Below are 24,725 nucleotides of genomic sequence, written 5' to 3'. Positions count from 1 at the left end.
GCCGCAGACGAGCCCCCAGGGATGGGTTTACGGCGTGTCCCGCGAGAGAGTATCGGTAGCAGCGACGCCCGAGACCCAGCCTACGAAGCGCCCAAACGGACTACGCGACAAGCCCTCCGGCTGATAAACTTCCCCGCCAAACCAATAATCGTCGAACTCCATGTCGCAACTGGTCACCCGCTGCCCCCACTGCAGCACCTCGTTTCACGTCAGCGAACAACAGCTGCGCGCCGCCCGTGGTGCCGTGCGCTGCGGCTCGTGCCTGCAAGTATTTCGCGCCGACGAGAACATCGTCTTCAACCAAGGTGACCCCACCCCCGCCGACACTAAGAAGGCTATCGACGAACTCCTCGAAGACGACGATTTTCTCATCCACGATGACATCGAACTGGACGGCGACGACAGCGACGACGAGGACACACTGCCCAGGACAAAACCCAAAAGTGGCAAGCCTGACTCAGGAGCGGCAAAAGAAAACACCGGCAAACCGGAAGAAACCAACCGCGAGAACCCGCTGATCGACGACGCCTTCGGCGAACACCAGTGGCAGAACCTCGACGAACAGGAAGACACCCAGCAGGATCTCGACCTCGGCAGCAGCCTCGACGACGACCTCGACGACTTGAGCCGGGCCAGCGATAACCCCTGGGCCGAGGAAATCGCCCGCGAAGAATCCAGCGGTATCGCACCCGCCAAGCGCCGCGACGATGACTTCGAACAGCCGGATCTCGACGACGAAACCCTGTACAGCGACGACCAGATACTGCCCGACGCCAGCCGCCGCCCCGGAAAGCAGCAACATGGTGACTATGCAGATGAGCCTCTATCCGCCAGCACCGACGACCATATTGACGCCAGTCAACGCGACCAGGCCCCGCTTCTGCCGCGCGACCAACTGATCTCCGCCATTGGCCCCGCGCCCATCGAAGTCAACTGGCAACCCAAACGGCACAACCGGGTCCCCGGATGGGCGTGGACACTGGGCGTTGTGATACTAATGCTGGCACTGGCCGCCCAGACCGCCTACTTCCGTTTCGACACACTCAGCAAACGCGAGCCCTGGCGTGCCATCTACGCCCAGATCTGCCCGCTCCTGGGCTGCAAGCTCCCGGCGCAGGTGGACATCAACGCGATGCATACTTCCAACCTGGTAGTGCGCAGCCACCCGCAGATCCCCGGCGCCCTCGCCGTGGAAGCAGTCATTCTCAATCGAGCGCCGTTTGATCAGCCATTCCCGACGCTGCAACTGCGCTTCACCGACCTGAAGAATGCACCGGTGGCCAGCCGTCGCTTCACCCCTCAGGACTACCTCAAAGGTGAGCTGTCGGGACGAAAGTTGATGCCCGTCGGCAACCCCGTGCATATCGCTCTGGATATCGTTGATCCGGGCCCTGAGGCAGTAAATTACGAGCTGCGAATCGCGCCACAGTAATTCCTAAAGAGGCCCTCACCCGCCAGGGTATGGCGCAAATTGCTACAAATTGTTGCACAAAGTTCGCCCTAAACGGCCAGCCATCGAACAATTTGCGCGCTTTTTCGCTTTTCCACCGGGCGGGCAGCCGCTATCATAGGCGGCTCTTTGACACCCACTGAGACCAGACCCGCGGGAGGGCGAGTTGCCCACGGAATTACCAAGCAGCTTCGCCATCGGCCCCTATAACATCGGCGCACCAGTCATCCTGGCGCCCATGGCCGGCGTTACTGATCGTCCCTTCCGCACGCTGTGCCGAGAGCTCGGCGCCGGTCTCGTGGTATCAGAAATGGTCACCTCCGACACCAGCTTGTGGAACAGCCGCAAATCGCGGATGCGCCTCGATCACGCCGGTGAAGCGGGACCTATTTCGGTACAGATTGCCGGCGGCGACCCCGAGATGATGGCCGATGCGGCCCGGGCAAACGCCGAGCGTGGCGCCCAGATCATCGATATCAACATGGGCTGCCCGGCAAAAAAGGTGTGTAAAAAAGCGGCGGGCTCCGCCCTGCTGCGCGACGAAAAACTGGTCGCCGACATTCTGGAAGCGGTGGTTTCATCCGTCTCAGTCCCAGTGACGCTGAAAATTCGCACTGGCTGGTGTCCGGATAGCCGCAACGGCGTGACGGTGGCCAAAATGGCCGAGGATCTCGGAATTTCTGCCCTGGCAGTTCATGGACGCACCCGCGCCTGTGGCTACCATGGTCAGGCCGAATTCGATACCATTGCCGAGATTGTGTCCGCGGTGAAGATACCTGTCTTTGCCAACGGCGACATTACCGGCGCGGAAAAGGCCCGCAAGGTGTTGGACTACACCGGCGCCAAGGCGGTCATGATTGGCCGCGCGGCTCAGGGACGTCCATGGATTTTTCGGGAGATTGCCCACTACCTGGCAACAGGGGAGCAGCTGCCGGAGCCCTCACTGGAAGAAGTTAGGGATATATTAATCACTCACCTGAGTGAACTGCACCGTTTCTACGGTGAGGTTATGGGGGTACGTATTGCCCGCAAACATGTGGGTTGGTACGTGAGAACACTCGCGGACAGCGAGGACTTTCGTAAGACCTTTAACCGATTGGATAGCGCAGAAGCACAACATGCCAGCGTTCGTGAGTGGTTTGAACGCCGAATAACTAGAGGGGCAAAAGCGGCATGACTAACGAAGCACTGATTCCGGATACCAGCGATGTGGTATCCACTGGGGGCCAGACTCAACTACAACAACCGCAGGCATTGCGCGATGCGGTTGAACAGGCGATGGAAAACTACTTCCGTCACCTGGACGGTCAGATGGTGACCGATGTGTACGATATGGTGCTGTCCGAGATTGAAGCGCCGATGCTGGAAGTGGTGATGAAGCACACCCGCCACAACCAGACCCGCGCGGCACAGCTGCTGGGCCTCAATCGGGGTACCCTGCGCAAGAAGCTCAAGCGCTACGGCCTGCTGTAAGGCGGCCAACCGCTACCGGCAGACACAGGCCGGAGCGGTAAAAATTCGACGAGGGGGGATGGGCCAGGCTCATCCCCCCTCGCTATTTTCTGTTGTACCAGTTCTTTTCTAAATCAAGTGGACGATGCGATATGACTGACAAGGTGGCCGTTCGCCGCGCGCTGATCAGCGTTTCTGACAAAACCGGCATTGTGGAATTTGCCCGCGAGCTATCTGAAATGGGCGTGGAGATCCTCTCCACCGGCGGCACCTACCGCCAGCTTGGCGAAGCCGGTATTCCGGTAGTGGAAGTTTCCGACTACACCGGTTTCCCGGAAATGATGGACGGCCGCGTCAAAACCCTGCACCCGAAAGTGCACGGCGGCATCCTCGGCCGTCGCGGCAAGGACGACGCGGTAATGGATGAACACGGCATCAAGCCCATCGACATGGTCGTGGTCAACCTCTACCCCTTCAAGGCCACCGTCGCCGATCCTAACTGCGACCTGCCCACCGCCATTGAAAACATCGACATCGGCGGCCCCACCATGGTCCGCTCCGCCGCCAAGAATCACAAAGATGTCGCCATCGTGGTCAATGCCCACAGCTACGACACCGTGATCGAAGAAATGAAAGCCAACGAAGGTCAGCTGGGCTACGAAACCCGCTACGACCTGATGGTGCAGGCTTTTGAGCACACCGCTCAGTACGATGGCATGATCGCCAACCACTTCGGCGCGCGTAACACCAAAAACGAAGCCCGCGAGTTCCCCAACACCTTCAACGTGCAGTTCGAAAAAGCCCAGGACATGCGCTACGGCGAAAACCCGCACCAGAAAGCTGCTTTCTATGTGGAAGCCGACGCGGAAGAGGCCTCCGTCTCCACCGCCAACCAGCTGCAGGGTAAGGAACTCTCCTTCAACAACGTCGCCGACACCGACGCCGCCCTGGAAACCGTCAAACTGTTCGACGAGCCGGCCTGCGTCATCGTCAAGCACGCGAACCCCTGTGGTGTGGCCGTGGCCGGTGATATCAAGACCGCCTACGAACTGGCCTTCGCCACCGATCCGGAGTCTGCCTTCGGTGGCATCATCGCCTTCAACCGAGAACTGGACGCCGAGACCGCCCAGCTGATCGTCGACAAGCAGTTCTCCGAAGTGATCATCGCACCTAAGGTCAGCGCCGAAGCCGCCCACGCCGTCTCCGCCAAGAAGAACGTGCGCCTGCTGGAGTGCGGTGAATGGACTACCGAGCGTCCAACCGCCTTCGACTTCAAGCGCGTCACCGGTGGCCTGCTGGTACAGGAAAAAGACAACGGCATGGTTGCCAAGGAAGACCTCAAGGTGGTTACCAAGGTACAGCCCTCTGACGAACAACTGGACGAGCTGCTGTTCGCCTGGAAAGTCGCCAAGATGGTCAAGTCTAACGCCATCATCTACGCCAAAGACGGCCGCACCATCGGCGTCGGCGCCGGCCAGATGAGCCGCGTCAACTCCGCCCGTATCGCCGCCATCAAGGCCGAACACGCTGGCCTCGAAGTGAAGGGCGCTGTCATGGCCTCCGACGCCTTCTTCCCCTTCCGCGACGGCATCGATAACGCCGCCAAGGTAGGTATCAGCGCCGTAATCCAGCCCGGCGGCTCCATGCGCGACGACGAAGTCATCGCCGCTGCTGACGAGCACGGTATGGCAATGGTGTTTACCGGTATGCGTCACTTCCGCCACTAAGCGCGGAATCGGGCGACGACTATCGCCCACCGGCACTTGCCGAAATAGGTACGTAATATTCCCGCGCTATACGGGAAGGTTCTGGGGCTGGTGCCCCTTTCCGAGACCGTCTGCGGCCAGGGCCGCAGGCGCCGTGAATGCTTGGAGCGGCCGGACCGGCCGCAGCCGAGCCCCCAAGGATGGGTTTACGGCGTATCTCGGAAAGGGGCACCAGCTCCAGGACCGCCACAGGACTGGCAACGAAGCACTCTTAAATACCTCCCGACTCCCAGTCCCTACCCGGCAACCCAGCGCACAATGCTAAACTAGCCCACCTAAAACACAGGCACGGGGAAACTCAAGAATGAACATCCTGGTAATCGGCTCTGGTGGCCGCGAACATGCACTGGCCTGGAAGGCCGCCCAAAACCCCGCCGTAGACACCGTCTTCGTCGCCCCCGGTAACGCCGGCACTGCCCGCGAACCCAAACTCCAGAACGTCAACATCGGCGTCGACAACTTCTCCGCCCTGTCTGACCTCGTCGAAGAAAAAGGTATCCACCTCACCATCGTCGGCCCCGAAGTTCCCCTCGTCGAAGGCATCGTCGACTTCTTCAACAGCCGCGGCCACAACATCTTCGGCCCGGAAAAAGCGGCCGCCCAGCTCGAAGGCTCCAAAGCTTTCACCAAGGACTTTTTAGAGCGTCACGCCATCCCCACCGCCGCCTACAAGAACTTCACCGAAGTCGAACCGGCCGTGACCTACGTGCGTGAACAGGGCGCCCCGATCGTCGTCAAAGCCGACGGCCTCGCCGCGGGTAAAGGCGTCATCGTCGCTGAGACCGTCGAGCAGGCCGAACTGGCCGTGCGCGACATGTTGAGCGGCAACGCCTTCGGCGACGCCGGCTGCCGTGTCGTGATTGAAGAGTTCCTCACCGGTGAAGAAGCCAGCTTCATCGTTATGGTCGATGGCGAGAACATTCTGCCCATGGCTACCAGCCAGGATCACAAACGCGTCGGCGACGGCGACACCGGCCCCAACACCGGCGGTATGGGCGCCTACTCCCCGGCACCAGTGGTCACCCCGGAAGTTCACGACCGGGTGATGAAAGAAGTCATCGAGCCCACCGTCAAAGGCCTCGCCAGCGAAGGTATGCCCTACACCGGATTCCTTTATGCCGGCCTGATGATCAGCGCCGAAGGCGCACCCAAGGTTATCGAATACAACTGCCGATTCGGCGACCCGGAAACCCAGCCGATCATGATGCGCCTCAAATCCGACCTGGTTGAGCTGTGCATGGCGGCGCTTGAAAAGCGCCTCAATGAAGTCACCGTCGAGTGGGACCCCCGCCCGGCGCTGGGCGTGGTACTGGCCGCCCACGGCTACCCCGGCAGCTACCGCAAGGGTGACGCCATCTCCGGCCTCGACAAGGCCGACAGTGAAAACGCCAAAGTCTTCCAGGCCGGTACCGCGCTGGACGGCGAACGTGTCGTCACCAGCGGCGGCCGCGTACTCTGCGCCACCGCACTGGGTGACACCGTCGCGGAAGCCCAGGCCAACGCCTACGAGTGCGCACGCAAGATCTACTGGGAAGGTTCCTTCTACCGCAAGGATATCGGCTACCGCGCGGTAGAGCGGGAAGAAGCCGAGAAAGCGTAACCATTGCCAAGGAGCTTTCAGTGAGCAGCCAACGCCAACTGACCGGTCTCGACCGCCTGCTGCTGCAGGCGGATCGCGCCCTGCGCACCCTGAGCCCCGGCTCCCCGTGTCACGAGCGCCCGTCGCCATCGAAGTCCGTGGATGAAGCGGAACTGTCCGATAGCGAACGCCGCCATGCCGCGGGGCTGATGCGGGTCAACCACAGCGGCGAAGTCTGCGCCCAGGCCCTTTACCAGGGCCAGGCACTCACCGCCAAACTGCCGCAGGTACGCGCGGAAATGGAGCACGCCGCAGACGAGGAAATCGATCACCTCGCCTGGTGCGAGCAGCGTCTGGACGAACTCGGCAGCCGCCCCAGTGTGCTCAATCCGCTGTGGTACGGCCTTTCGTTCGGCATCGGCGCCGCTGCCGGTAAGATCAGCGATAAGGTCAGCCTCGGCTTTGTTGCCGCAACGGAAGAGCAGGTGTGCAAGCACCTTGAGAGCCATCTGCAGGAACTGCCAGCCCAGGACGAGAAAAGCCGCGCTGTTGTCGAACAGATGCTGGTGGATGAAGCCAAACACCAGCATGCGGCGCTCGACGCCGGTGGAGCACGCTTTCCCGGCCCGGTGAAAGGACTAATGACGCTGGTTTCGAAAGCGATGACCTCCGTCAGCTACCGGACCTGACTTCTCAGTACCCAATAAAAAACCCCGAGCCTCTCGCGAGCCTCGGGGTTTTTATTTGCCACCGGAAAAGTGGGATCAGGCCTCTTCAATCCGGTAAGTGTGCACAATCTCCACGCCGGCCTTGCCCAGCATGATCGATGCCGAGCAGTACTTCTCCGCGGACAACTCGACGGCCTTGGCCACGTGCTTTTCTTTGATGTCCCGCCCGCGCACCACAAACTCCATTTCGATCTTCTCGAAAGGCGCCGGTACCGCATCCGGGCGATGCCCCTTCAGCTCGACGTGACAGCTGACCACATCCTGACGGGTCTTCTCGAGAATGCCCACCACATCGTAGGAAGCGCAGCCGCCCACACCCAGCAGGATCATCTCCATGGGGCGGATGCCGTTGTTCTTCTGCCCACCTTCCATCACCACAGAATTGCCACTGCCGGATTCACCGACAAACGTGACGCCATTTACCCAGGTCACCTGACCCTGCATAACACCACCCGCCATGGGATAGACTCCTTACTCAATTGATGGGGCGGGGAGCTTATCACACTGGGCCCAGCGACCTTCCATCACTAAGCTGGAGCTACCTTGCCGGTCAAAATGTGATCAACATCACCCGCCGGCAATCGAATAGTAAGTCATCACTCACGGCGGTTGTATCGACCTCGCACAACCGTTATAAACAACATCACATTCTGCGCGCCTCAGGTCACCACAGCGAAAGTCGTAAACAGTGGCCCAGATCACATTGCGGACGATTGCCGGTCACTGCCCCTGTCAGCCCCGTGTAATTAACGGGATAATCCTCCGCTTACCGGGATCAGGCACAAAAATTCTAGAAAAGGAGTAGATCCGTGACGGTTGCTACCGAAGAAACCTTGTCTACTGGCAATATTGAAGATTTTCTCGCTCATTGCCATCGCCGCCGCTACCCGGCCAAGAGCACTATTATTTACGCTGGCGACCGCTGCGAGTCCCTGTACTTCATCATGCGCGGCTCCGTGACCGTCCTGATCGAAGATGACGAAGGTCGCGAGATGATCGTTGCCTACCTGAACGACGGCGACTTCTTCGGCGAAATGGGCCTGTTCGACCAGGACACCCGCAGCGCGTGGGTGCGCACCAAGACCGAATGTGAAGTAGCGGAAATCTCCTACAGCAAATTCCAGGAACTGACCCGTCAGCACCCGGAGTTCCTGTTCAACCTCGCGACCCAGATGGCCGTGCGCCTGCGCAACACCACCCGCAAGGTAGGTGATCTGGCGTTCCTGGACGTGACCGGCCGTGTGGCGCGCACCCTGCTCGACCTGTGCAATGAGCCGGACGCCATGACCCACCCGGAAGGCATGCAGATCAAGATCACCCGCCAGGAAATCGGCCGTATCGTCGGCTGCTCCCGTGAGATGGTGGGCCGGGTTCTGAAAACCCTGGAGGAACAAGGGCTGGTCTCCGTGAAAGGTAAAACCATGGTGGTTTACGGGACGCGCTGAACACACCCGCAATCACCCACAAAAAAGCCGGGCAAAAGCCCGGCTTTTTTGTGGGTGATTGCGCCTCAAAAGGGGTGCCACGTCTGAGATTCACCAGGCTCTGGCTGAGCTGGATGGGGAGCGAGGAGCGCTCTTCGTTTCCCGGCAACCTGCATGCTAGTATCACAATCCTCAACGCTGCCCCATGTGCCAAAAAAATAATCACAGGCCGCCCATGTCGAACAGTATCTTCTCCAGACTCAGCCTCTCTCGATTGACTTCGAATCTGATCCGGCGAGAACCGGATGCCGAACAGCAACTCAATCAGCTTTACCAGGAAACTCGCGAGCAGCTGCTCTCCAGTCTTCGCCGTATGCTGGAATCCGCTCAGGCCGAAGATGTTCTGCAGGAGGCCTACCTGAAGCTGTTTATCGCGCTGAAGGAAAAAAAGGCTCCAGAGCCACGGGCATTTTTGTTTCGTGTTGCCCGTAATATTGCCATCAGTCGACTCAGGCATCAGAAGGTAGTAGAGCAGCATGGCATTCGCGTGCAACTCTGCGCAACTTCCGCCACCTGCGAAGAGGCTCTTGAGAGCCGGGTGAGCCGAGAGCAGGAGCAGGCTGCGCTGCTGGCGGCAATCAATGCGCTTCCGCCGAAGTGCCGGCAAGTGTTTGTGATGCGCAAGATCGACGGCCAAACCCACGAAGAAATTGCCCAAGCTCTAGGCATCTCCAACAAAACCGTTGAAAACCACCTGGCCCGCGGCATGCGGCTGTGCCGTGCGCACCTGGTTGCCGGTATTACCGCTCAGCCCACCGGCAACAACGAGGCTGACCAGCAGGAGGGCACCCGACTTGCAGTTGGATGAATGGCTTTGCATCGGTATTCCTGACGACATCATGGAGCAAGCATCAGCTTGGCTCGCGCGTCTGGATGCCGACCATGTCAGCCTTGCTGAACGGCGGCAGCTCGCGGTGTGGCTGGACGAAGATCCCCTGCACCGCTGGGCCTTCGACGAGTTGTCGCAACTTAATGCCCGGGTAGCATCACTGTCCCATGTGCGAGGCCAAATCCATGCACCCAAGGTAATGCTGTTCCCGCAGGCCGTTACCCCGCAATATCAACCCGCTATTGAAACTGGTACCGCTTCCAGGACGCAAAACCGCTGGCAGTCTCTGGCCACCCTGCTGCTGATTGCGGTTGGCATCGGTCTCGCGCTGAATGCACCGACCAAGGCCCCCGGCGATACCCACCAATTTGAACACAGCCCGGCTGCTGAATACTTCCTGATCAACGGCGAATAAAGTTTTTGCCACCGTAGGGGATTTCTCTACCTCACGCGTTGAGATTGTTAGAAGTAAAACGGTAAACCCGACTCTAACAATAAAACCGCTCATAAAACGAGCAAATATGCGATAAGGGAGAGATCCATGAAGCGATCCATGATCATGCTGTCCAGCATGCTGTTAAGTCCGCTGGCGCTGGCGATTCAGGAACAGACTACTGCCGCTCCGGCAGATACCACCAAACAGGAATCCATCGAACAGGTGACCGTGGTCGGCACCCAGATCAAGGGTGCTGATATCAGTGAGGCCCTCGCCGTATCGGTCCTGAACGCGGAAACCATCGAGAGCATGGGCGTGGACTCCGGGGATGAGCTGATGGCCCTGATCCCGGAAAATGGCCAGAACTATTTCAACGAGGGCGGCACCATCAGCGGCGGTGTCAACGCGGCGCGCGGTGACGTGGGTGCGTTCAACCTGCGCAACCTGGGCACCGGCAACACACTGGTGCTGCTGAACGGACGCCGGGTCGTCAACTCTTCCACCTTTCAGACTGAGATCGTCGGCGGCAGCTTTGTGCCGGTGGTGACCGTGAACTCCAATGTGCTGCCCACCGCAGGTCTCGACCGGGTAGAAGTCCTGCGGGACGGCGCCTCGGCGATTTACGGTGCCGACGCGGTCGCCGGTGTGGTGAACAATGTACTGAAAACGGATTACGACGGTTTCAGCATTTCCGTGAAGCACAAGGAATTCGACAACTTCGACCGCGATGATCAGACACTGACCATCGAGTGGGGGGAAACCTTCAACGGCGGCCGCACCAATGTGAGCGCCTTCTTCAGCCACTACCAGCGCGATCGCCTGCCGGCCTCTGCAGACCCCCGCTGGGCAACGTCCGACCATTCTGAATTGCTGCCGGAAGACTCCCCCTGGTATGGCGACAGTGCCTTCCGTGGCGACAGCGCCAACTCCCTGTACCCGCAGCTGGATATGGTCTCTGGCAACCTGCAGGATGAAGGACTGACCGACAGCCGCGGTGAAATGGAGATTTACCCGTTTGGTGACGACCGTTGTACCTTCGCCATCAACCAGTATGTGTGCGGCGCTCCCGACGGCCAGGGCACCGAACGCTACAACCTGAACGAGTGGCGCGACGTCAGCTCCGAGCTGGACCGCAGCAACCTGTTCGTGTTCATCAACCACGAGCTGGCCAATGGCATGGAGAGCTTCTCCGAACTCGGCCTGTACCGCTCCACCACTACCGCGCGGCGCCACCCGTCCGCGTCTTTCTCGTCTTCCGAGCTGATCTTCTCCGCGGACAACCCCTACAACCCCTGGGGTGTGGATATGACGCTGGACAACTATCGCTTTGCGGAAGTGCCGCGGATCGTGGATAACGACGGCGAGAACTTCCGCCTGCTGCAGGGCCTGCGCGGCGACCTCGGCGACTGGAGCTGGGACGGTGCGCTGATCTGGTCCAAAGACAAGCGCGAGGACGTAACCCGCAACCGGGTCTCCAACATCCTGATGCAGGAAGCGCTGAACGACACCACCCTGGACGCCTACAACCCGCTGAGCGGCGGCGTGGACAGCAATATCGAGCGCGCCCTGATCGATGTGCGCCGGGATACCGAGAGCGAGCTGAAGAGCTTCGATATAAAGTTCTCCAACAACGGTATATTTGATCTGCCGGCCGGTCCGGTGGCAGCCCTGGCGGGCTTCGAGTACCGTGAGGAATCCTTTGTCGACGACCGCGATGACCGTCTCGACGGCACCATCCAGTTCACCGACGCCGATGGCGATACCTATCCCTTCGTTTCCGACGTGGTGAACTCCAGCCCGACTCCGGACAACCGCGGCGATCGCTCGGTGACCTCCCTGTTCGGCGAACTGCAGGTGCCAGTGTTCGACAACTTCGACATGCAGCTGGCGCTGCGCTACGAAGACTTTTCCGACTTTGGCGACACCACCGTGGGTAAAGTGGCCTTCGGCTACCGTCCGATCGACCAGCTGCTGCTGCGCGGCTCCTGGTCCGAGGCGTTCCGCGCGCCGAACATGGTTACTATCAACGAAGAAGTTGTCGCGCGCACCGGCAACAACATCGACTGGGTCTGTGAGTACGCCAATGACAACGGTCTGGCGCCCGGCCAGGAGCCCATCGACTGCGAATACTCCATGCAGCGTATTGCCCAGGGCAGCGAGGAACTGGAGGCTGAAGAATCTACCAATACCTCACTGGGACTGGTATTCACTCCCCTCGACGGCCTGACCGTGACACTGGACTACTGGACCATCGAGAAGGAAAACACGATCGGTCTGCTGGGTGAGGAAAACCACTCACTGCTGGACCTCTACTACCGCCTGCAGAACGGCACCGGCAACTGCGCCAGCGTGGGTAACAGTGCAGTGGTCCGCGACGAGGCCGATGCAGAGGCGGCAGCTATCTATGAGGCCGCAGGTATTTGTGCCGCTGGCGAAATCGCCTATGTGGATGATCGCTACACCAACCTCGACACTCGTACCCTGGCCGGCCACGACGTGGGCGTTTACTACGACCTGCCCACGGGAATTGGTGAGTTCAGCCTGCGTTACAACGGCTCCTTCACCACCAAGTTCGAGCAGGAAGCCGGTGGTCGTGCCGCATTGCTGGTGGAGGCACAGGAGAACGGTGACATCCCGGCCAACTACCCGGTGGAAGGCTTTGCCGACCTGATCCAGCGCGACGGCAACCAGAAGGAGCGCCATTCCATGACCGTGAGCTGGCGTTACGACCAGTTCGGCGCGTCTCTTGGGGGTTACAGCATCGGCAGTTTCTACCAGGATGAGCTCACCCTGGAAGACGGCCGCCGTTACGTGATTCCGTCCATGACCACCTACGACGCGACCGTCGATTACCGTTTCAACTACGCGGGCGCAGACAATCGCGTGCGTCTGGGTGTCAAGAACCTGACCGATGAGCGCGCACCGCTGGCCGCGGAAACCTACGGTTACTTCAACGATGCGCACAGCGACCTTGGGCGCTACTTCTACCTGAGCCTGAAGTCCAGCTTCTAAGATCTCGCCACTGGCTGGTCGGCATCCTGTAGTGCAATACTGCGGGCTGCCGACCCTGCCAGCCTCCCCAAATTCCGAGGCCTGCGCATATTAGAGGTAAGATAAATGAGCAATTCTCACAACCTGGCAGACGTCCCGACCGCAACGGTCAAGGAAGTTTCCAGTCCCGGGTATCAGACCATTGGCCTGCTCCTTGGTCCCGCGCTATTCGCGGTGATGATGGCGTTTGTCGACATCCAGACCACCATGAATCCGGTGGCCTGGAAAGTTGCCGCTATCGGCCTGTGGATGGCCGCCTGGTGGGCGACCGAAGCTGTACCCGTGCCGGTCACCGCACTGTTGCCGATCGCCACCTTCGAGCTGGTGGGCATCACCGACATGAAAGCGGCCACCGCGCCCTATGCCAACCCCATCATCTATCTGTTTATGGGGGCCTTCGTGCTCGCACTGGCGGTGGAGCGCTGGAACCTGCACAAGCGCATTGCGCTGTTGATCCTGAGCCGCACCGGTACCGATGGCCGCCGCATGATCGGTGGATTCATGCTGGTGTCGGCCCTGCTGTCCATGTGGATGACCAATACATCCACCACCATGATGCTGTTCCCCATTGCCATCTCGGTAACGGCGATCATCCTGGACAATGTTCAGGGCCTGTCGGAGCGCGCCAAGTCGCACTTCCAGATTGCCATGCTGCTGGCTCTCGCCTACGCCGCCACCATCGGCGGCCTCGCCACACTGGTGGGCACACCGACGAACGCCCTGCTGGCCGCCTTTATGGCGGAAAATTACGGCATCGAGATCGGCTTCGCGCGCTGGATGCTAGTGGGCGTTCCGGTCGCTCTGCTGCTGTTACCGGTCGGCTGGCTGTTACTCACTCGCTGGGTCTATAAAGTCGAGATCCCGGAAAGCGAGGAAGTGAAAACGCACCTGCAGCAACTCAAAGACGACCTCGGCCCGATGAGCAAGCCGGAAAGCCGGGTGGCCATCATCTTCGCGCTGGTGGTGCTGGCGTGGATGCTGCGCCGACCGGTTTCATCCGCACTAGGACTGGAAGGATTGTCCGATGCGGGTATCGCCATGGCTGCCGCACTGTTGCTGTTCCTGGTCCCCAGTGGAGACAACAAGCAGGAACAGCTGATGAGCTGGCACGATGTCGGCCGCCTGCCCTGGGGCGTACTGATCCTGTTCGGCGGCGGCCTTAGCCTGGCCGCGCAGGTCTCCGCCTCCGGTCTCGCCGACTGGCTCGGTCAGAGTCTGTCTCTGCTGACCGCGATCGGCGTGGTCGCCCTCGTCATTGCCGCAACGGCACTGGTGATTTTCCTCACCGAACTCACCAGTAACCTGGCCACCACCGCCACCTTCCTGCCGGCGGTCGCGGCGATCGCGGTACAGGCGGATATCTCGCCGCTGCTGCTGTGTGTCCCCGTCGCCCTTGCTGCCAGCTGCGCCTTTATGCTGCCGGTGGCGACCCCGCCGAATGCGATCGTCTATGCCTCGGGCATGCTGACGATCCCGCAGATGGTCCGGGCCGGTGTGGCACTGAACCTGTTCGGCCTGATCGTGCTGGCCGTCGTCGCCATCGTCTGGGTGCCGAGAGTTCTCGGCCAGTAGTGTCGAGTTGCGTTGCCGGGCCAGTCCAAACAGCGACTGGTCCGGTAAACCCTCAGCGCGACCCGCAACGTGCAAACACAGAGAACACACTTCACCATGTCAGCCATTCGTAAACTCGTCGCTACCACCATTCTGCTCTGCTTCAGTGGTACCTCCGCCCTCGCCAGTTCCAGCGATCCCGTACCGGCAATGAGCGCTATTTTCTCGCCGGAAAATGAAACCCAGAAGGTGCTCGATATCGAGGCCGCACTGGCGTCGGCACAGGCCGACCTGGGCATCATCCCCCGCTGGGCCGCCAGCGAGCTGAAGGCCAAGGCCAGCACACAGTATGTTTCCCAGGAAGATCTTGCCGCGGAATACAGCGTGGTCCGCCATCGCATGGTCGCGCTGTTAAATGTCTGGCAGCGCTCGCTAAAACCCGAAGCCGCCGAGTACATGCACTTCGGCGCGACCACAGTGGATATCTACGATACCGCGCTGGCCCTGCAACTGGCGGAGTCTTCCCACGCACTGATCATCCAGTTGCGCGCGCTGGAAGCGATCATGATACGGCTGGCGAACGAGCACAAAGGCACCGTGATGGTCGGCCGCACGCTGGGACAACATGCGCTGCCCATCACCTTCGGCAAGAAAGTAAGCACCTGGCTGGGAGAAAACCGCCGCAATATCGAACGGCTCAAAGAGGTGCGGGGACGGATTCTGCGCTCGGCCATCCTCAAAGGTGCCGTAGGCAGTTACGTGGGCCTCGGTGATAACGGCATCGAGCTAGAGCGCGCTTTCGCCAAGCATTTAGGGCTGCAGACTCCCTACCCCGACGACTGGCATGGAGCACGGGATGTGTTCGCCGAGTATGCCTACACCCTGGGGCTGATCAGCAAGTCCTACGGTCGTATCGGCAATGAGCTGTTCTTGTTGCAGATGACAGACATCGGCGAAACGGAAGAGGTACGCAGCCGGACTGCCGTGGGCAGCAGCACCATGCCACACAAGAAAAATCCCAGTAAATCCGAAGCGTTGATTTTTTATTCGCGCAGCATTCCCAGAACCGCCGAAATTATTGCCGATGACATGATCAATGTGTTCGAGCGGGACAACACCTCACGGACCAACCGGTTATTCGCAGACATCTCGATTGAAGCGGAAGACATGCTCAGGGACGCAGCAGGACTACTCGACAACCTCCAGGTCAACGCGGCCGCGATGAGCGACAACCTGGGAAAGACCCGCGGCATGATTCTTTCCCAGCGCGTCACTTTTGCGCTGGCAGACAAGATTGGCAAAACAACAGCAAACAGTCGAATGCATGATCTGGCAGTGGAGGCAACAGCAGAGGGCATCAGTCTTCGGCAGGCTATCGAACGCTCCGCCGAACTCGCGCAGTATTTCAGTGGCCGCGAGCTGAATGCGCTGTTTGACAGTTCAACCTATATTGGTCTTGCGCGGGAGCAGGTAGAAGCGGTCATTGCTTACTGCCAAAGTGCGCGCAAACACGACCTGCCCGTTAAACAGGATTAGCCATCGACACATCCGTTCTGGCTAAAGCCATGGTAGTTTACGGAACGCGAAAGCCTTCTCTTAAAACCGTCGAAGAAAACCGGGCAAGACGCCCGGTTTTTTTATGCCCATGCAAAATAACGAGACGGCCGTCCGATATTTTTCACTAGCCCCGCCTCATTTCGGTGCTTCAAACGCACAAAAATCAGCATCTCGCACCAAATAGGCTCAGCACCACAAAATTATCCGCTGCTTTGTCACGGTTTTTAGCGACATATTCTTCTCTTCACTGGTACGTTGGTTGCAGTCATCTCAACATAACCAAAACCAGTCTTAGGGAGAACACATGAGAGACAACAACAAGCACTATCGCAAACTCAAGAAATCCCACCTGGCTCTCGCCATTTCCTGCGCTGCACTGCCGCTACCGCAACTTGCCGCTGCTCAGGATGCGGAGACAAAGAACAAACCTGCATTTGAAGAAGTTGTGGTTACCGGCTCCCGCCGCGAAGAAAACGTGATGGACATCCCCATCAACATTTCTGCTGTGGGTGGTGAACAGATCGAGGACCTGCGTCTCGACAGTATCGCCAAGATTGCCTACTACACTCCGGGCCTGACCGTGGTGGACCGCGGCCCCCGAGATGAGGTTCCAGATATTATGGTGCGCGGCCTCAATACTGGCGGCCTGGGCCCGGGTTTCAGCAGCAGTACCGTTGCCATGTACCTTGGCGATATTCCGCTGCAGGTAGACCTGAAGCCCATCGACCTTGAGCGTGTGGAGGTCCTCATCGGCCCCCAGGGCACTCTTTATGGTCAGGGCACCATGGGCGGCGCCATTCGCTATATCCCCGCCAAAGCGGACCCATCTGGCTATAGCGCCACCTTCCGTGGCAGCGCCAGCAGCAACAGCGAAAGCTCCAGCCTCGGCCAGGAGTACGGCGCGACCCTGAACTTCGCGCTGACCGACACCCTGGCCGTGCGCGTCAACGCCGACAGCGTGCAGGACCCGGGCTTTATCGATTACAACTACGTGGTGCGCGAGTCCGGCGTATCCAACCCGGATCCCGACTTCAGCAACCCCGATGACGTGGCGGCAAACCTGCGCCGGGTGAAAGACGCCAACGGCGAAGACACCACGTCCGCTCGTATCAATGTGCGCTGGCTCGCCAATGACTGGCTCGAAGCCAACCTCTGGCACTACTACCAGGACACCAAAGCGGAAGGCCGCCAGCTGGCTCACCAGCTCTCGTTCGGCACCGGGCCCTACGAGTCAGGCATGCGCTACGAGGAACCCAACCACTACACCAACAAGCTCACCAGTATTGAGCTGATCGGTGATCTTGGCTTTGCGCAGGCCACCATGGTGTACGGCCAATCCGAGTACGAAGAACTTGGCCAGCGCGACCAGACCGACCTGCTGCTGGACCTGGACTACGGCTACGACTCTTTCCCCTCTTTCTCCGCCTACACGCGCGAAGAGGTAAAAGATAAGTCCGATACCTTTGAGTTGCGCATGTCGTCCCAGCACGAAGGGCCATTCAAGTGGGTCGCCGGCTACTTCCAGAACGAGTACGTTTCCGATGCCATCAGTGAAGAGTTCACGCCCTACTTCGACCAGTTTGTTGTGGATAACTGGGGCGGAGTACAACTGCGACCCGACAATCTGGAATATATCCAGCTCACGGATATCGACGAGAAAGAATCCGCGTTTTACGGTGAGCTGACCTACAACCTGACGGATACTCTTGCGGTTACCGGTGGCTACCGACGCTACAAGTTCGAGACCGATATCACCGGCGGCTTTGGTCTGCCGCTGTTTGAAACGGTGTTTCTCGGCGAGCCACAGGACGCCATCAATGTAGACCTGGGCCGCAACCAGGGCGAGGATGAAGGTGACCTGTTCAAATTCAACGTCGCCTGGGATGCTACCGAATCCGGCATGGTGTATTTCACCTACTCCCAGGGCTACCGCAACGGTGGTGTCAACTCGGTACCGGAATGTACCCCAGAGCAAATTGCCAGTGATAACCAGCAGTTGTGTGCACTGGCGAGTGAAGTGTTGATCGATCCAGATAAAATCGACAACTACGAGATCGGCTACAAGGGCCTTGTGGGCGATAGCGTGAGCATCAGTACTGCGCTGTACTACATCGACTGGACCGATCTTCAGGTAGCCACGACCACCACAAATGGCTCGCTGCCGATCACCGGTAACGGTAGCGCCGCGACCAGCCAGGGCGTCGAGTTGCAGGGTCGCTGGCTGATCACTGACAGCCTGGATCTGGCGTTCACCTATGCGTATACCGACGCGGAGCTGACCGATGACGCTCCAGGGCTGGTTGGACCCTTCGATGTTTACGCCGGCGCCCGCCTGCCGGGACATGCGGAGCATCAGGGCTCCCTGAACCTGAATTACGCGACTACGGTAATGGGCACTTACGATCTGGATCTGAACTACGGACTCGTATTCGCCAGTGATGTGTACAACATGGTTGGCGGCCCGGAAGACCCGCTTTATATGGTCGAGGAAGATGGCAGTATCACCGCCGGTGATCGCGGTGGTGAAGCCATACCGGGCTATGCGGTACACCATCTGTCCGCAACCCTGACCATGGAAAACTGGACGGTGCAGGCGTTTGCCGACAACCTGTGGGATAAGTACTACATCACCGGTACTCGCACCAGCCGTCGCAATCTGCAGGACGAAAACAACGGCCCGGGTATCGAGTGGGGCAATGGCTTCACCCAGCGCTCCTACGGTCAGTACGTAGGTACTCCGCGCACCATCGGCGCCCGCTTCACCTACAGCTTCTGATTTTTAGCTCGCTATAGAAGCTTCATATCAAGCCGGCCTGGGATACACTGTCCCGGCCGGCTTTTCTATTTGTTGACCCTTTCGTTGTTACCGATGCAGACACCTTCCATTTCGCAATTGCACAGTGCCGCAGAGCAGGCTCTCAACAGGGGGGACATGCGCGCGCTGCACCACTATTGCCGACAGATACTGCAAGTCGAGCCGGAGTACAGTGATGCCTGGTTTCTTGTAAGTATCGCCGCCGCAGCCGCCGGGCAAATGCACAAGGCCGTGCAGATGGTGGAACACGCATTGGAGGGTCATCCGAACAATGCAGAGTATTTAACACAGAAGGCGCGCTACTGCGCCCAGCTCAACCTCTACCCCGCGGCCATGCAGGCCGCAGAGGCGGCCATCGCACTAACGCCACAGTCGGCCCTTATTCTCGACACACTGGGCGTCGTCTACGCCAAGTTCGACGAGCATGAGAAAGCAATCAAGCCACTGCGCCTGGCCACTTCCAAGACGCCGGACAACGCCCAGTTCCAGTTCAACCTCGCCTCCACCGAGCAGTTTCTCGGCAATGTGAGTTCAGCGCGCGAGGCTTATAAAAAAGCCATAGCACTTCAGCCGCATTTTGCCCGTGCGCGCTGGGCTCTATCGGAACTTGGAAAAAACGACGAGGACGTTGTTAGTTCTGAAGAACTAAAACTGCAGCTGCAGCGACCAGGGCTAAACACCGAAGATCAGCTGTACTTGAGCCACGCGCTCGCGCGTGACTATGAGCGCGAGGGCGATTATACAAAGGCATTCGAATGCCTTGATGAAGCTAAACGCCGGCACCGGAAGAAAATCGGCTATTCCTTTGAGCAAGATGCAGAACTGTTCAACACCCTGAAATCCGCTTTCCGTGCCGACTCACAGGGCTGCGCGACAGATCTCGGCGAGGAATCCCTGTTTATTGTGGGAATGCCACGTTCTGGCACTACGCTGGTAGAACGTATCCTCGCCAGTCATTCTCAGGCCGAGTCGCTGGGAGAGCTGCACGAGTTCCCACTGGCCATTAAACGCCACTCCAAAACCGCGTCCTCGCGAACGCTGGATCCGCAGGTTATTACCGAAGCGCTCAAAGCGGCTCCGGAAATCATCGGGCAGGATTATGAGACCCACTGTCGCGCGCGCGGTAAGCATGCCAGGTACCTGATCGACAAGCTGCCGATGAATTTTCTTTATCTTGGATTCATTCTGCGCAGCCTGCCGAAGGCAAAAATCGTAGTGCTCGACCGGCACCCGCTAGATGTATGCCTGAGCAACTACCGCCAGCTTTTTTCCTTTAACTTCCGCTACTACCACTATCACTACAGTCTCGAAGATACCGCGCGCTATATCTGTGCCTATCGGGATTTGATGGATTACTGGAAAACACTCTTCGGAGACCGGATCCATACGGTAAATTACGAAAAGCTCACCGAAAATTCGCAGCAGGAAGCCCGCGACCTGGTGGACTATGTGGGATTACCCTGGGAAGAAGGGTGCCTTGAGTTCTACCGAACCGATGCGGTAGTTTCCACTGCAAGCAGCGTACAGGTGCGCCAGCCGATTTATCGGGACGCGGTACAGCGGTGGAAAAAGTATGAAAGGGAATTAACACCGGCCATCGAGATATTTCACGAGGCCGGAGTTATTTAACCGTAAACAGACAGTCCGCACGTCACCGCGCGAACCATCCATTGATTGGCTTGGTTATTCGCCGGCAACCGGCTGCAGGCCGCGACGGATAAGCAGCGCATCGGTGGTCGGCTCCTTGCCGCGGAACTTTACATAAGACTCCATGGGGGCGCGGGAGTTACCTACCTCCAGGATATTCTTTCGGTACAGGTCACCATTCTTGCGGGTCAGGCCGCCGCGTTCGCGCAGATAAGCAAACGCGTCTGCCGCCAGAATTTCACTCCACATATAGGCGTAGTAGCCGGCGGAATAACCACCACCGATGGAGTGGGCAAAGTAGGTGGACTTGTAGCGCGGCGGTACCGCAGCCAGGTCAACACCGTGCTTGGCCAGCGCCTCAGCTTCAAACTTCTGTACGTCCTGTTGTTCCGCATCCGCGGGCAGGGAGTGCCACTCCATATCCAGCAATGCGGCAGACATATACTCCAGAGTGTCGAAGCCCATGTTAAAGTTTTTTGCCTTCAGCACTTTTGCCAAAAGCTCTTCGGGAATGGCTTCACCAGTTTTGTAGTGGTAGGCGTAGTTTGCCAGCACTTCCGGATGGCTCGCCCAGTCCTCTTCAAAGGTGGACGGGAATTCCACGAAGTCGCGGGAAACCGCCGTGCCCGCCAGGCTCGGGTAGTGCACACTGGAGAGCATGCCGTGCAGACCGTGGCCCAGTTCGTGGAACATGGTAGTAACGTGGTCGAAGCTAACCAGAGTCGCTTCACCTTCCGGCCCTTTCGGGATGTTCATGACATTCACCACGACCGGCTTTTGCTCCAGCAGCCCGGACTGGCCAACAAAGGAACTCATCCAGGCACCGCCGCGCTTGCCTTCACGGGCAAAATAATCCGCGTAGAAAATGGCCAGGCTTTCGCCGTCGTGATCGAACAGCTCGAACGCCTGAACGTCCGGATGGTACACGGGCAGGTCCGGGCGCGGCTTGAAGGTGATGCCGTACAGACGGTTCATGGTGTAAAAGAGGCCGTCTTTCAGCACACGATTGAACTCGAAGTACTCACGCACTTCGCTCTCATCCAGCTCGTATTTTGCCTGACGCACTTTTTCCGCGTAGTAAGCCCAGTCCCAGGGCTGCACTTCGAAGTCGCCACCTTCAGCCTCAATCATGGCCTGGATATCGGCCTGCTCCGCCTTGGTGTTGTTTACCACCGCCGGCACCATGGAACTCAGCATGCTGAACACGTTTTCCGGCTTTTCCGCCATGGTGCTGGTGAGCTGATATTCTGCCCAGTTGCCGTAACCCAAGAGGTCGGCCTTCTGTGCGCGGATCTGTACCAGGCGTTTTACCAGGGGGCGGTTATCCAGCTCACCGGAGGTACCGCGGTTCGCGGAAGCTTCCCAGATACGCTGGCGCAGCTCGCGGTTTTTCAGGGAGGTCAGCACCGGCTGGCGGGTGGTATTGGTGATACTGATCAGATACTTGCCTTCGTGACCGGCAGCAGTGGCGGCCTCAGCAGCGGCCTTGATCTGGTTTTCCGTCAGGCCGTCCAGCTCGCTCTTCTCGTCCACCACAACGGCAATGTCCTTACTGAGCTTCAGCAAGTTCTGGCTGAACTGGGTGGTGAGGGTGGAGTGCTCTTCGTTCAGGGCACGCAGAGTAACTTTCTGCTCTTCCGACAGCTTGGCGCCGGCCTTGACGAACTTCTCGTAGGTGTTTTCCAGCAAACGCGCAGACTCCGCGTCCAGTTCCTTTTCAACGCGCTGGTTGTACAGCTGTTCCACACGGGCAAACAGGTCGCCGTTCAGGTAGATGCTGTCGGAGTGGGCCGCCAGTTTGGGGGCCAGCTTGCTCTGTAGGGCGCGACGCGCTTCGTTGCTGTCGCTGCCCACCAGGTTGAAGAAAATACGGGATACGCGGGTCAGCAGCTCGCCGGATTGCTCCATCGCCACGATGGTGTTGTTGAAGCTGGCGGGCTCCGGGTTGTTTGCGATGGCCTGAATTTCCTTCAGGTGCTCATGCATGCCCTGCTCAAACGCCGGCTCAAAGTGGACGTCCTTGATCTGGCTGAAGTCCGGCGCCTGGTATTGCAGACTGCTGGGCTTCAGCAGCGGATTGTCCTGCGCATTTGGGGTGGCCAGATCAGCCACTGACTGGGTCTTCCCCACATCCGCTGACTGTGCGGTCTTGTTCTCGTTGGGTGCCTCGGAACAGGCGGCAACCGCCACGATGGCTACGGCGAGCAGGGATTTGCGCATTTCGATCTCCGATAGATGTTCCAGGCCCGGATACCTCGCGGGTATCGGGCCAACAAAGATGTCTAACGCGCCAATATATCATCTTGTGCCTGACTGGGAATTCAGCGAAATGCCGCTTATCTTGCGAGCGTAACCAGTCATCCCAATTGGCTGCCAAGCGATCCCCAAATACGAAAAAACCGGGACATGCCCGGTTTCAGAGTCACCTTCGCCCCAATGGAGACGCTAGTTAAACAGCTCTATCAGACGGCGGCCCGGCTCTTCCTCGCGCATAAAGGCTTCACCCACCAGGAAGGTATCCACGTTGTGGCCGCGCATGGCCGCCACATCATCGGTGGTGTGAATGCCGCTTTCGGTGACCACGATGCGATCTTCGGGAATCAGGTCGAGGAGAGCGAAGGTGGTCTCCAGCTGTACCTCAAAGTTGTGCAGATTACGATTGTTGATTCCGATCAGGCGGTTTGGCAGTTTCAGCGCGCGCTCCAGCTCCTCGCGATCGTGCACTTCTACCAGGACGTCCAGCCCCAGCTCTATGGCCAGGTCATTCAGACTGGTGAGCTGTGCATCGTCCAGGCAGGCGGCAATCAGCAGGATACAGTCGGCACCGATGGCACGGGCTTCGTACACCTGGTAGGGATCGACAATAAAGTCCTTGCGGATCACCGGCAGGCGCACTGCATTACGGGCCTGCTGCAGGTACTCATCGGCGCCCTGGAAAAAGTCCACATCGGTGAGCACCGACAGGCAGGCGGCACCACCCTTCTCATAGCTGGTAGCAATTTCTGCAGGAATAAAATCCTCGCGGATAACGCCTTTGCTCGGGGAGGCTTTCTTGATTTCGGCAATGACCGCCGCTTCACCGGCGTTACGCTTGGCTTCGATGGCATTCACAAAACCGCGACAGGGTGGCTGCTGCAGGGCCCGCTGTTGCATTTCATCCTGACTGACCAGCTTCTTGCGCTCGGCCACTTCTTCCCATTTGCGCTCGACGATGGTTTTCAGAATTGTTGGCGTACTCATTACTTCACTCTCTGAATGCGCTGGTAAAGGCGGCCAGCTCGTTGATCTTCTCTCCGGCGAGGCCGCTGTAGATGGCGTCCTGCGCCATGCTTACCCCTTCCGCCCGGCTCGCGGCCACCCCGCTTACGTAGATGGCCAAGCCGGCATTCATGGCAATGATATCAGCTGCCTTGTCCCCTGCGGCGGTTTCGCGCTTGCCGAGGGCATCGCGTATCAGCGCCAGGGATTCTTCAGAACCCTCTACACACAATCCGTCCAGACTCTGCCGCTCAATACCGAAATCTTCCGGCGCAATGGTGACCTTTTTCAGCTCACCATTCTTCAGTTCCCAGCCGCGGGTATCCGCTGCCAGGCTCACTTCGTCCAGGCCGTCATCACTGTGCAGCACCAGTACATGTTCGGAACCAAGGGTCTGCAGCACCTCTGCCAGCATGCGGCAGTAGTGTGGGTCGAACACCCCGATGACCTGACGCTTTACCCCGGCGGGGTTGGTCAACGGCCCCAGCAGATTAAAAATCGTGCGCAGCCCCAGGGCCTTGCGCGGGCCAATGGCGTGGCGCATGGCGCTGTGATAACTGGGCGCAAACATAAAGCCCACCCCCACGCCGTCGATACAGCGGGCGACCTGCTCGGGTGTAAGGGGAAGATAGATACCGGCTTTTTCCAGCAGGTCTGCCGCACCGGAGGATGAGGACACGGAACGGTTGCCATGCTTGGCCACCCGCGCACCTGCAGCGGCGGCGACAAAACTGGAAGCACTGGACACGTTGAAGAGATTGGCACCATCACCGCCGGTACCAACGATATCCACCGCGTTGGTGTGGTCGATCTCAACCTTGGTGGCCAGCTCGCGCATTACCTCCACGGCACCGGTGATTTCCTCCACGGATTCACCAGCCATACGCAGGGCCACCAGAAACGCACCTATCTGCGCATCTTCCGCCTCCCCACGCATAATCTGGCCCATGGCCCCGCGCATTTCCTTGCGGGTGAGATGCTCACCCTCGACCAGTTTTCCGATGGCCTGCTGGATATTCATTATTCTTGCTCCCCCAAGACTGTTTCCTTGGTCTTTCGGTGGCTTTAAACAGGTTCCTTGGCGGCCCTGCTGCCGGTGACTGTTTGCGAGACACGCCGTAA

18 protein-coding genes are annotated in these 24,725 nt (G+C 59.0%); 14 read left to right on the top strand and 4 right to left on the bottom strand.

Annotated elements, in window-relative coordinates; all coding sequences use genetic code 11:
* Nucleotides 1–160 precede the first annotated feature (160 nt).
* From LC059_RS15630 to coq7, 6 genes are all read left to right on the top strand, one after another.
* Nucleotides 161–1,432 (top strand): DUF3426 domain-containing protein, encoded by a 1,272-nt coding sequence (locus LC059_RS15630; protein ID WP_226704801.1) that lies wholly within the window; start codon nucleotides 161–163, stop codon nucleotides 1,430–1,432.
* 184 nt (nucleotides 1,433–1,616) lie between these two features.
* On the top strand, nucleotides 1,617–2,627 hold the full coding sequence (gene dusB, locus LC059_RS15625; RefSeq protein ID WP_226704800.1) for a tRNA dihydrouridine synthase DusB: 1,011 nt from the start codon (nucleotides 1,617–1,619) through the stop codon (nucleotides 2,625–2,627).
* Entirely contained in the window at nucleotides 2,624–2,923 is a 300-nt protein-coding gene (fis, locus tag LC059_RS15620) for a DNA-binding transcriptional regulator Fis (protein ID WP_226704799.1), read from the top strand. Before dusB ends, fis begins: the two co-directional genes overlap by 4 nt.
* Nucleotides 2,924–3,054: 131 nt before the next feature.
* Complete coding sequence (gene purH, locus LC059_RS15615; protein ID WP_264189646.1) at nucleotides 3,055–4,629, top strand: bifunctional phosphoribosylaminoimidazolecarboxamide formyltransferase/IMP cyclohydrolase; 1,575 nt, start codon at nucleotides 3,055–3,057, stop codon at nucleotides 4,627–4,629.
* 343 nt (nucleotides 4,630–4,972) lie between these two features.
* Nucleotides 4,973–6,268 carry a phosphoribosylamine--glycine ligase gene (gene purD, locus LC059_RS15610; protein ID WP_226704798.1) on the top strand — a complete coding sequence of 432 codons (1,296 nt, stop codon included), beginning with the start codon at nucleotides 4,973–4,975 and terminating at the stop codon, nucleotides 6,266–6,268.
* 20 nt (nucleotides 6,269–6,288) lie between these two features.
* Complete coding sequence (coq7, locus tag LC059_RS15605) at nucleotides 6,289–6,936, top strand: 2-polyprenyl-3-methyl-6-methoxy-1,4-benzoquinone monooxygenase (protein WP_226704797.1); 648 nt, start codon at nucleotides 6,289–6,291, stop codon at nucleotides 6,934–6,936.
* 75 nt (nucleotides 6,937–7,011) lie between these two features.
* Here the strand turns inward: coq7 and LC059_RS15600 are convergent, their stop codons facing one another.
* Nucleotides 7,012–7,419 carry an OsmC family protein gene (locus tag LC059_RS15600; RefSeq protein ID WP_226704806.1) on the bottom strand — a complete coding sequence of 136 codons (408 nt, stop codon included), beginning with the start codon at nucleotides 7,417–7,419 and terminating at the stop codon, nucleotides 7,012–7,014.
* 365 nt (nucleotides 7,420–7,784) lie between these two features.
* Here LC059_RS15600 and crp point away from each other — a divergent pair, with 365 nt between their 5' ends.
* From crp to LC059_RS15560, 8 genes are all read left to right on the top strand, one after another.
* Nucleotides 7,785–8,420 (top strand): cAMP-activated global transcriptional regulator CRP, encoded by a 636-nt coding sequence (gene crp, locus LC059_RS15595; RefSeq protein WP_226704796.1) that lies wholly within the window; start codon nucleotides 7,785–7,787, stop codon nucleotides 8,418–8,420.
* A gap of 214 nt (nucleotides 8,421–8,634) precedes the next feature.
* The gene (locus LC059_RS15590) at nucleotides 8,635–9,267 is read left to right on the top strand and encodes an RNA polymerase sigma factor (protein WP_226704795.1); all 633 of its coding nucleotides are present in this window, start codon (nucleotides 8,635–8,637) and stop codon (nucleotides 9,265–9,267) included.
* Nucleotides 9,254–9,703: a FecR/PupR family sigma factor regulator gene (locus LC059_RS15585; protein ID WP_226704794.1), complete on the top strand. Its 450-nt coding sequence runs from the start codon at nucleotides 9,254–9,256 to the stop codon at nucleotides 9,701–9,703. Before LC059_RS15590 ends, LC059_RS15585 begins: the two co-directional genes overlap by 14 nt.
* A 126-nt stretch (nucleotides 9,704–9,829) precedes the next feature.
* Entirely contained in the window at nucleotides 9,830–12,736 is a 2,907-nt protein-coding gene (locus tag LC059_RS15580) for a TonB-dependent receptor domain-containing protein (protein WP_226704793.1), read from the top strand.
* 105 nt (nucleotides 12,737–12,841) lie between these two features.
* On the top strand, nucleotides 12,842–14,347 hold the full coding sequence (locus LC059_RS15575) for an SLC13 family permease (RefSeq protein ID WP_226704792.1): 1,506 nt from the start codon (nucleotides 12,842–12,844) through the stop codon (nucleotides 14,345–14,347).
* A gap of 96 nt (nucleotides 14,348–14,443) precedes the next feature.
* The gene (locus LC059_RS15570; protein ID WP_226704791.1) at nucleotides 14,444–15,862 is read left to right on the top strand and encodes a lyase family protein; all 1,419 of its coding nucleotides are present in this window, start codon (nucleotides 14,444–14,446) and stop codon (nucleotides 15,860–15,862) included.
* Between the two features lie 325 nt (nucleotides 15,863–16,187).
* Nucleotides 16,188–18,659, top strand: coding sequence for a TonB-dependent receptor (locus LC059_RS15565; RefSeq protein ID WP_226704790.1), 2,472 nt, complete (start codon nucleotides 16,188–16,190; stop codon nucleotides 18,657–18,659).
* Between the two features lie 93 nt (nucleotides 18,660–18,752).
* The gene (locus LC059_RS15560) at nucleotides 18,753–20,327 is read left to right on the top strand and encodes a tetratricopeptide repeat-containing sulfotransferase family protein (protein ID WP_226704789.1); all 1,575 of its coding nucleotides are present in this window, start codon (nucleotides 18,753–18,755) and stop codon (nucleotides 20,325–20,327) included.
* 54 nt (nucleotides 20,328–20,381) lie between these two features.
* Here LC059_RS15560 and LC059_RS15555 read toward each other — a convergent pair whose 3' ends face one another.
* The 3 genes from LC059_RS15555 to trpD form a co-directional block, all read right to left on the bottom strand.
* On the bottom strand, nucleotides 20,382–22,565 hold the full coding sequence (locus tag LC059_RS15555) for a M3 family metallopeptidase (RefSeq protein WP_226704788.1): 2,184 nt from the start codon (nucleotides 22,563–22,565) through the stop codon (nucleotides 20,382–20,384).
* Nucleotides 22,566–22,790: 225 nt separating this feature from the next.
* Entirely contained in the window at nucleotides 22,791–23,585 is a 795-nt protein-coding gene (gene trpC, locus LC059_RS15550; protein WP_226704787.1) for an indole-3-glycerol phosphate synthase TrpC, read from the bottom strand.
* Between the two features lie 4 nt (nucleotides 23,586–23,589).
* Nucleotides 23,590–24,624, bottom strand: coding sequence for an anthranilate phosphoribosyltransferase (gene trpD, locus LC059_RS15545; protein ID WP_226704786.1), 1,035 nt, complete (start codon nucleotides 24,622–24,624; stop codon nucleotides 23,590–23,592).
* Nucleotides 24,625–24,725: the final 101 nt, after the last annotated feature.

Origin of the sequence: Microbulbifer elongatus, from assembly GCF_020524885.1 — a bacterium.
In the GTDB taxonomy this organism is placed as follows: domain Bacteria; phylum Pseudomonadota; class Gammaproteobacteria; order Pseudomonadales; family Cellvibrionaceae; genus Microbulbifer; species Microbulbifer elongatus_A.
Note: the sequence above shows the minus strand (reverse complement) of the source record. Positions and strands in the feature narration are given on the sequence as shown.

Bases quoted from the DNA above. Each gene is read 5' to 3' on its own strand.
- LC059_RS15590 (WP_226704795.1), top strand. From the start codon at position 8,635: ATGTCGAACAGTATCTTCTCCAGACTCAGCCTCTCTCGATTGACTTCG.
- purD (WP_226704798.1), top strand. From the start codon at position 4,973: ATGAACATCCTGGTAATCGGCTCTGGTGGCCGCGAACATGCACTGGCC.
- LC059_RS15555 (WP_226704788.1), bottom strand. From the start codon at position 22,565: ATGCGCAAATCCCTGCTCGCCGTAGCCATCGTGGCGGTTGCCGCCTGT.
- LC059_RS15565 (WP_226704790.1), top strand. From the start codon at position 16,188: ATGAGAGACAACAACAAGCACTATCGCAAACTCAAGAAATCCCACCTG.
- LC059_RS15560 (WP_226704789.1), top strand. From the start codon at position 18,753: ATGCAGACACCTTCCATTTCGCAATTGCACAGTGCCGCAGAGCAGGCT.
- LC059_RS15575 (WP_226704792.1), top strand. From the start codon at position 12,842: ATGAGCAATTCTCACAACCTGGCAGACGTCCCGACCGCAACGGTCAAG.
- fis (WP_226704799.1), top strand. From the start codon at position 2,624: ATGACTAACGAAGCACTGATTCCGGATACCAGCGATGTGGTATCCACT.
- LC059_RS15630 (WP_226704801.1), top strand. From the start codon at position 161: ATGTCGCAACTGGTCACCCGCTGCCCCCACTGCAGCACCTCGTTTCAC.
- trpC (WP_226704787.1), bottom strand. From the start codon at position 23,585: ATGAGTACGCCAACAATTCTGAAAACCATCGTCGAGCGCAAATGGGAA.
- LC059_RS15580 (WP_226704793.1), top strand. From the start codon at position 9,830: ATGAAGCGATCCATGATCATGCTGTCCAGCATGCTGTTAAGTCCGCTG.
- purH (WP_264189646.1), top strand. From the start codon at position 3,055: ATGACTGACAAGGTGGCCGTTCGCCGCGCGCTGATCAGCGTTTCTGAC.
- LC059_RS15600 (WP_226704806.1), bottom strand. From the start codon at position 7,419: ATGCAGGGTCAGGTGACCTGGGTAAATGGCGTCACGTTTGTCGGTGAA.
- trpD (WP_226704786.1), bottom strand. From the start codon at position 24,624: ATGAATATCCAGCAGGCCATCGGAAAACTGGTCGAGGGTGAGCATCTC.
- LC059_RS15570 (WP_226704791.1), top strand. From the start codon at position 14,444: ATGTCAGCCATTCGTAAACTCGTCGCTACCACCATTCTGCTCTGCTTC.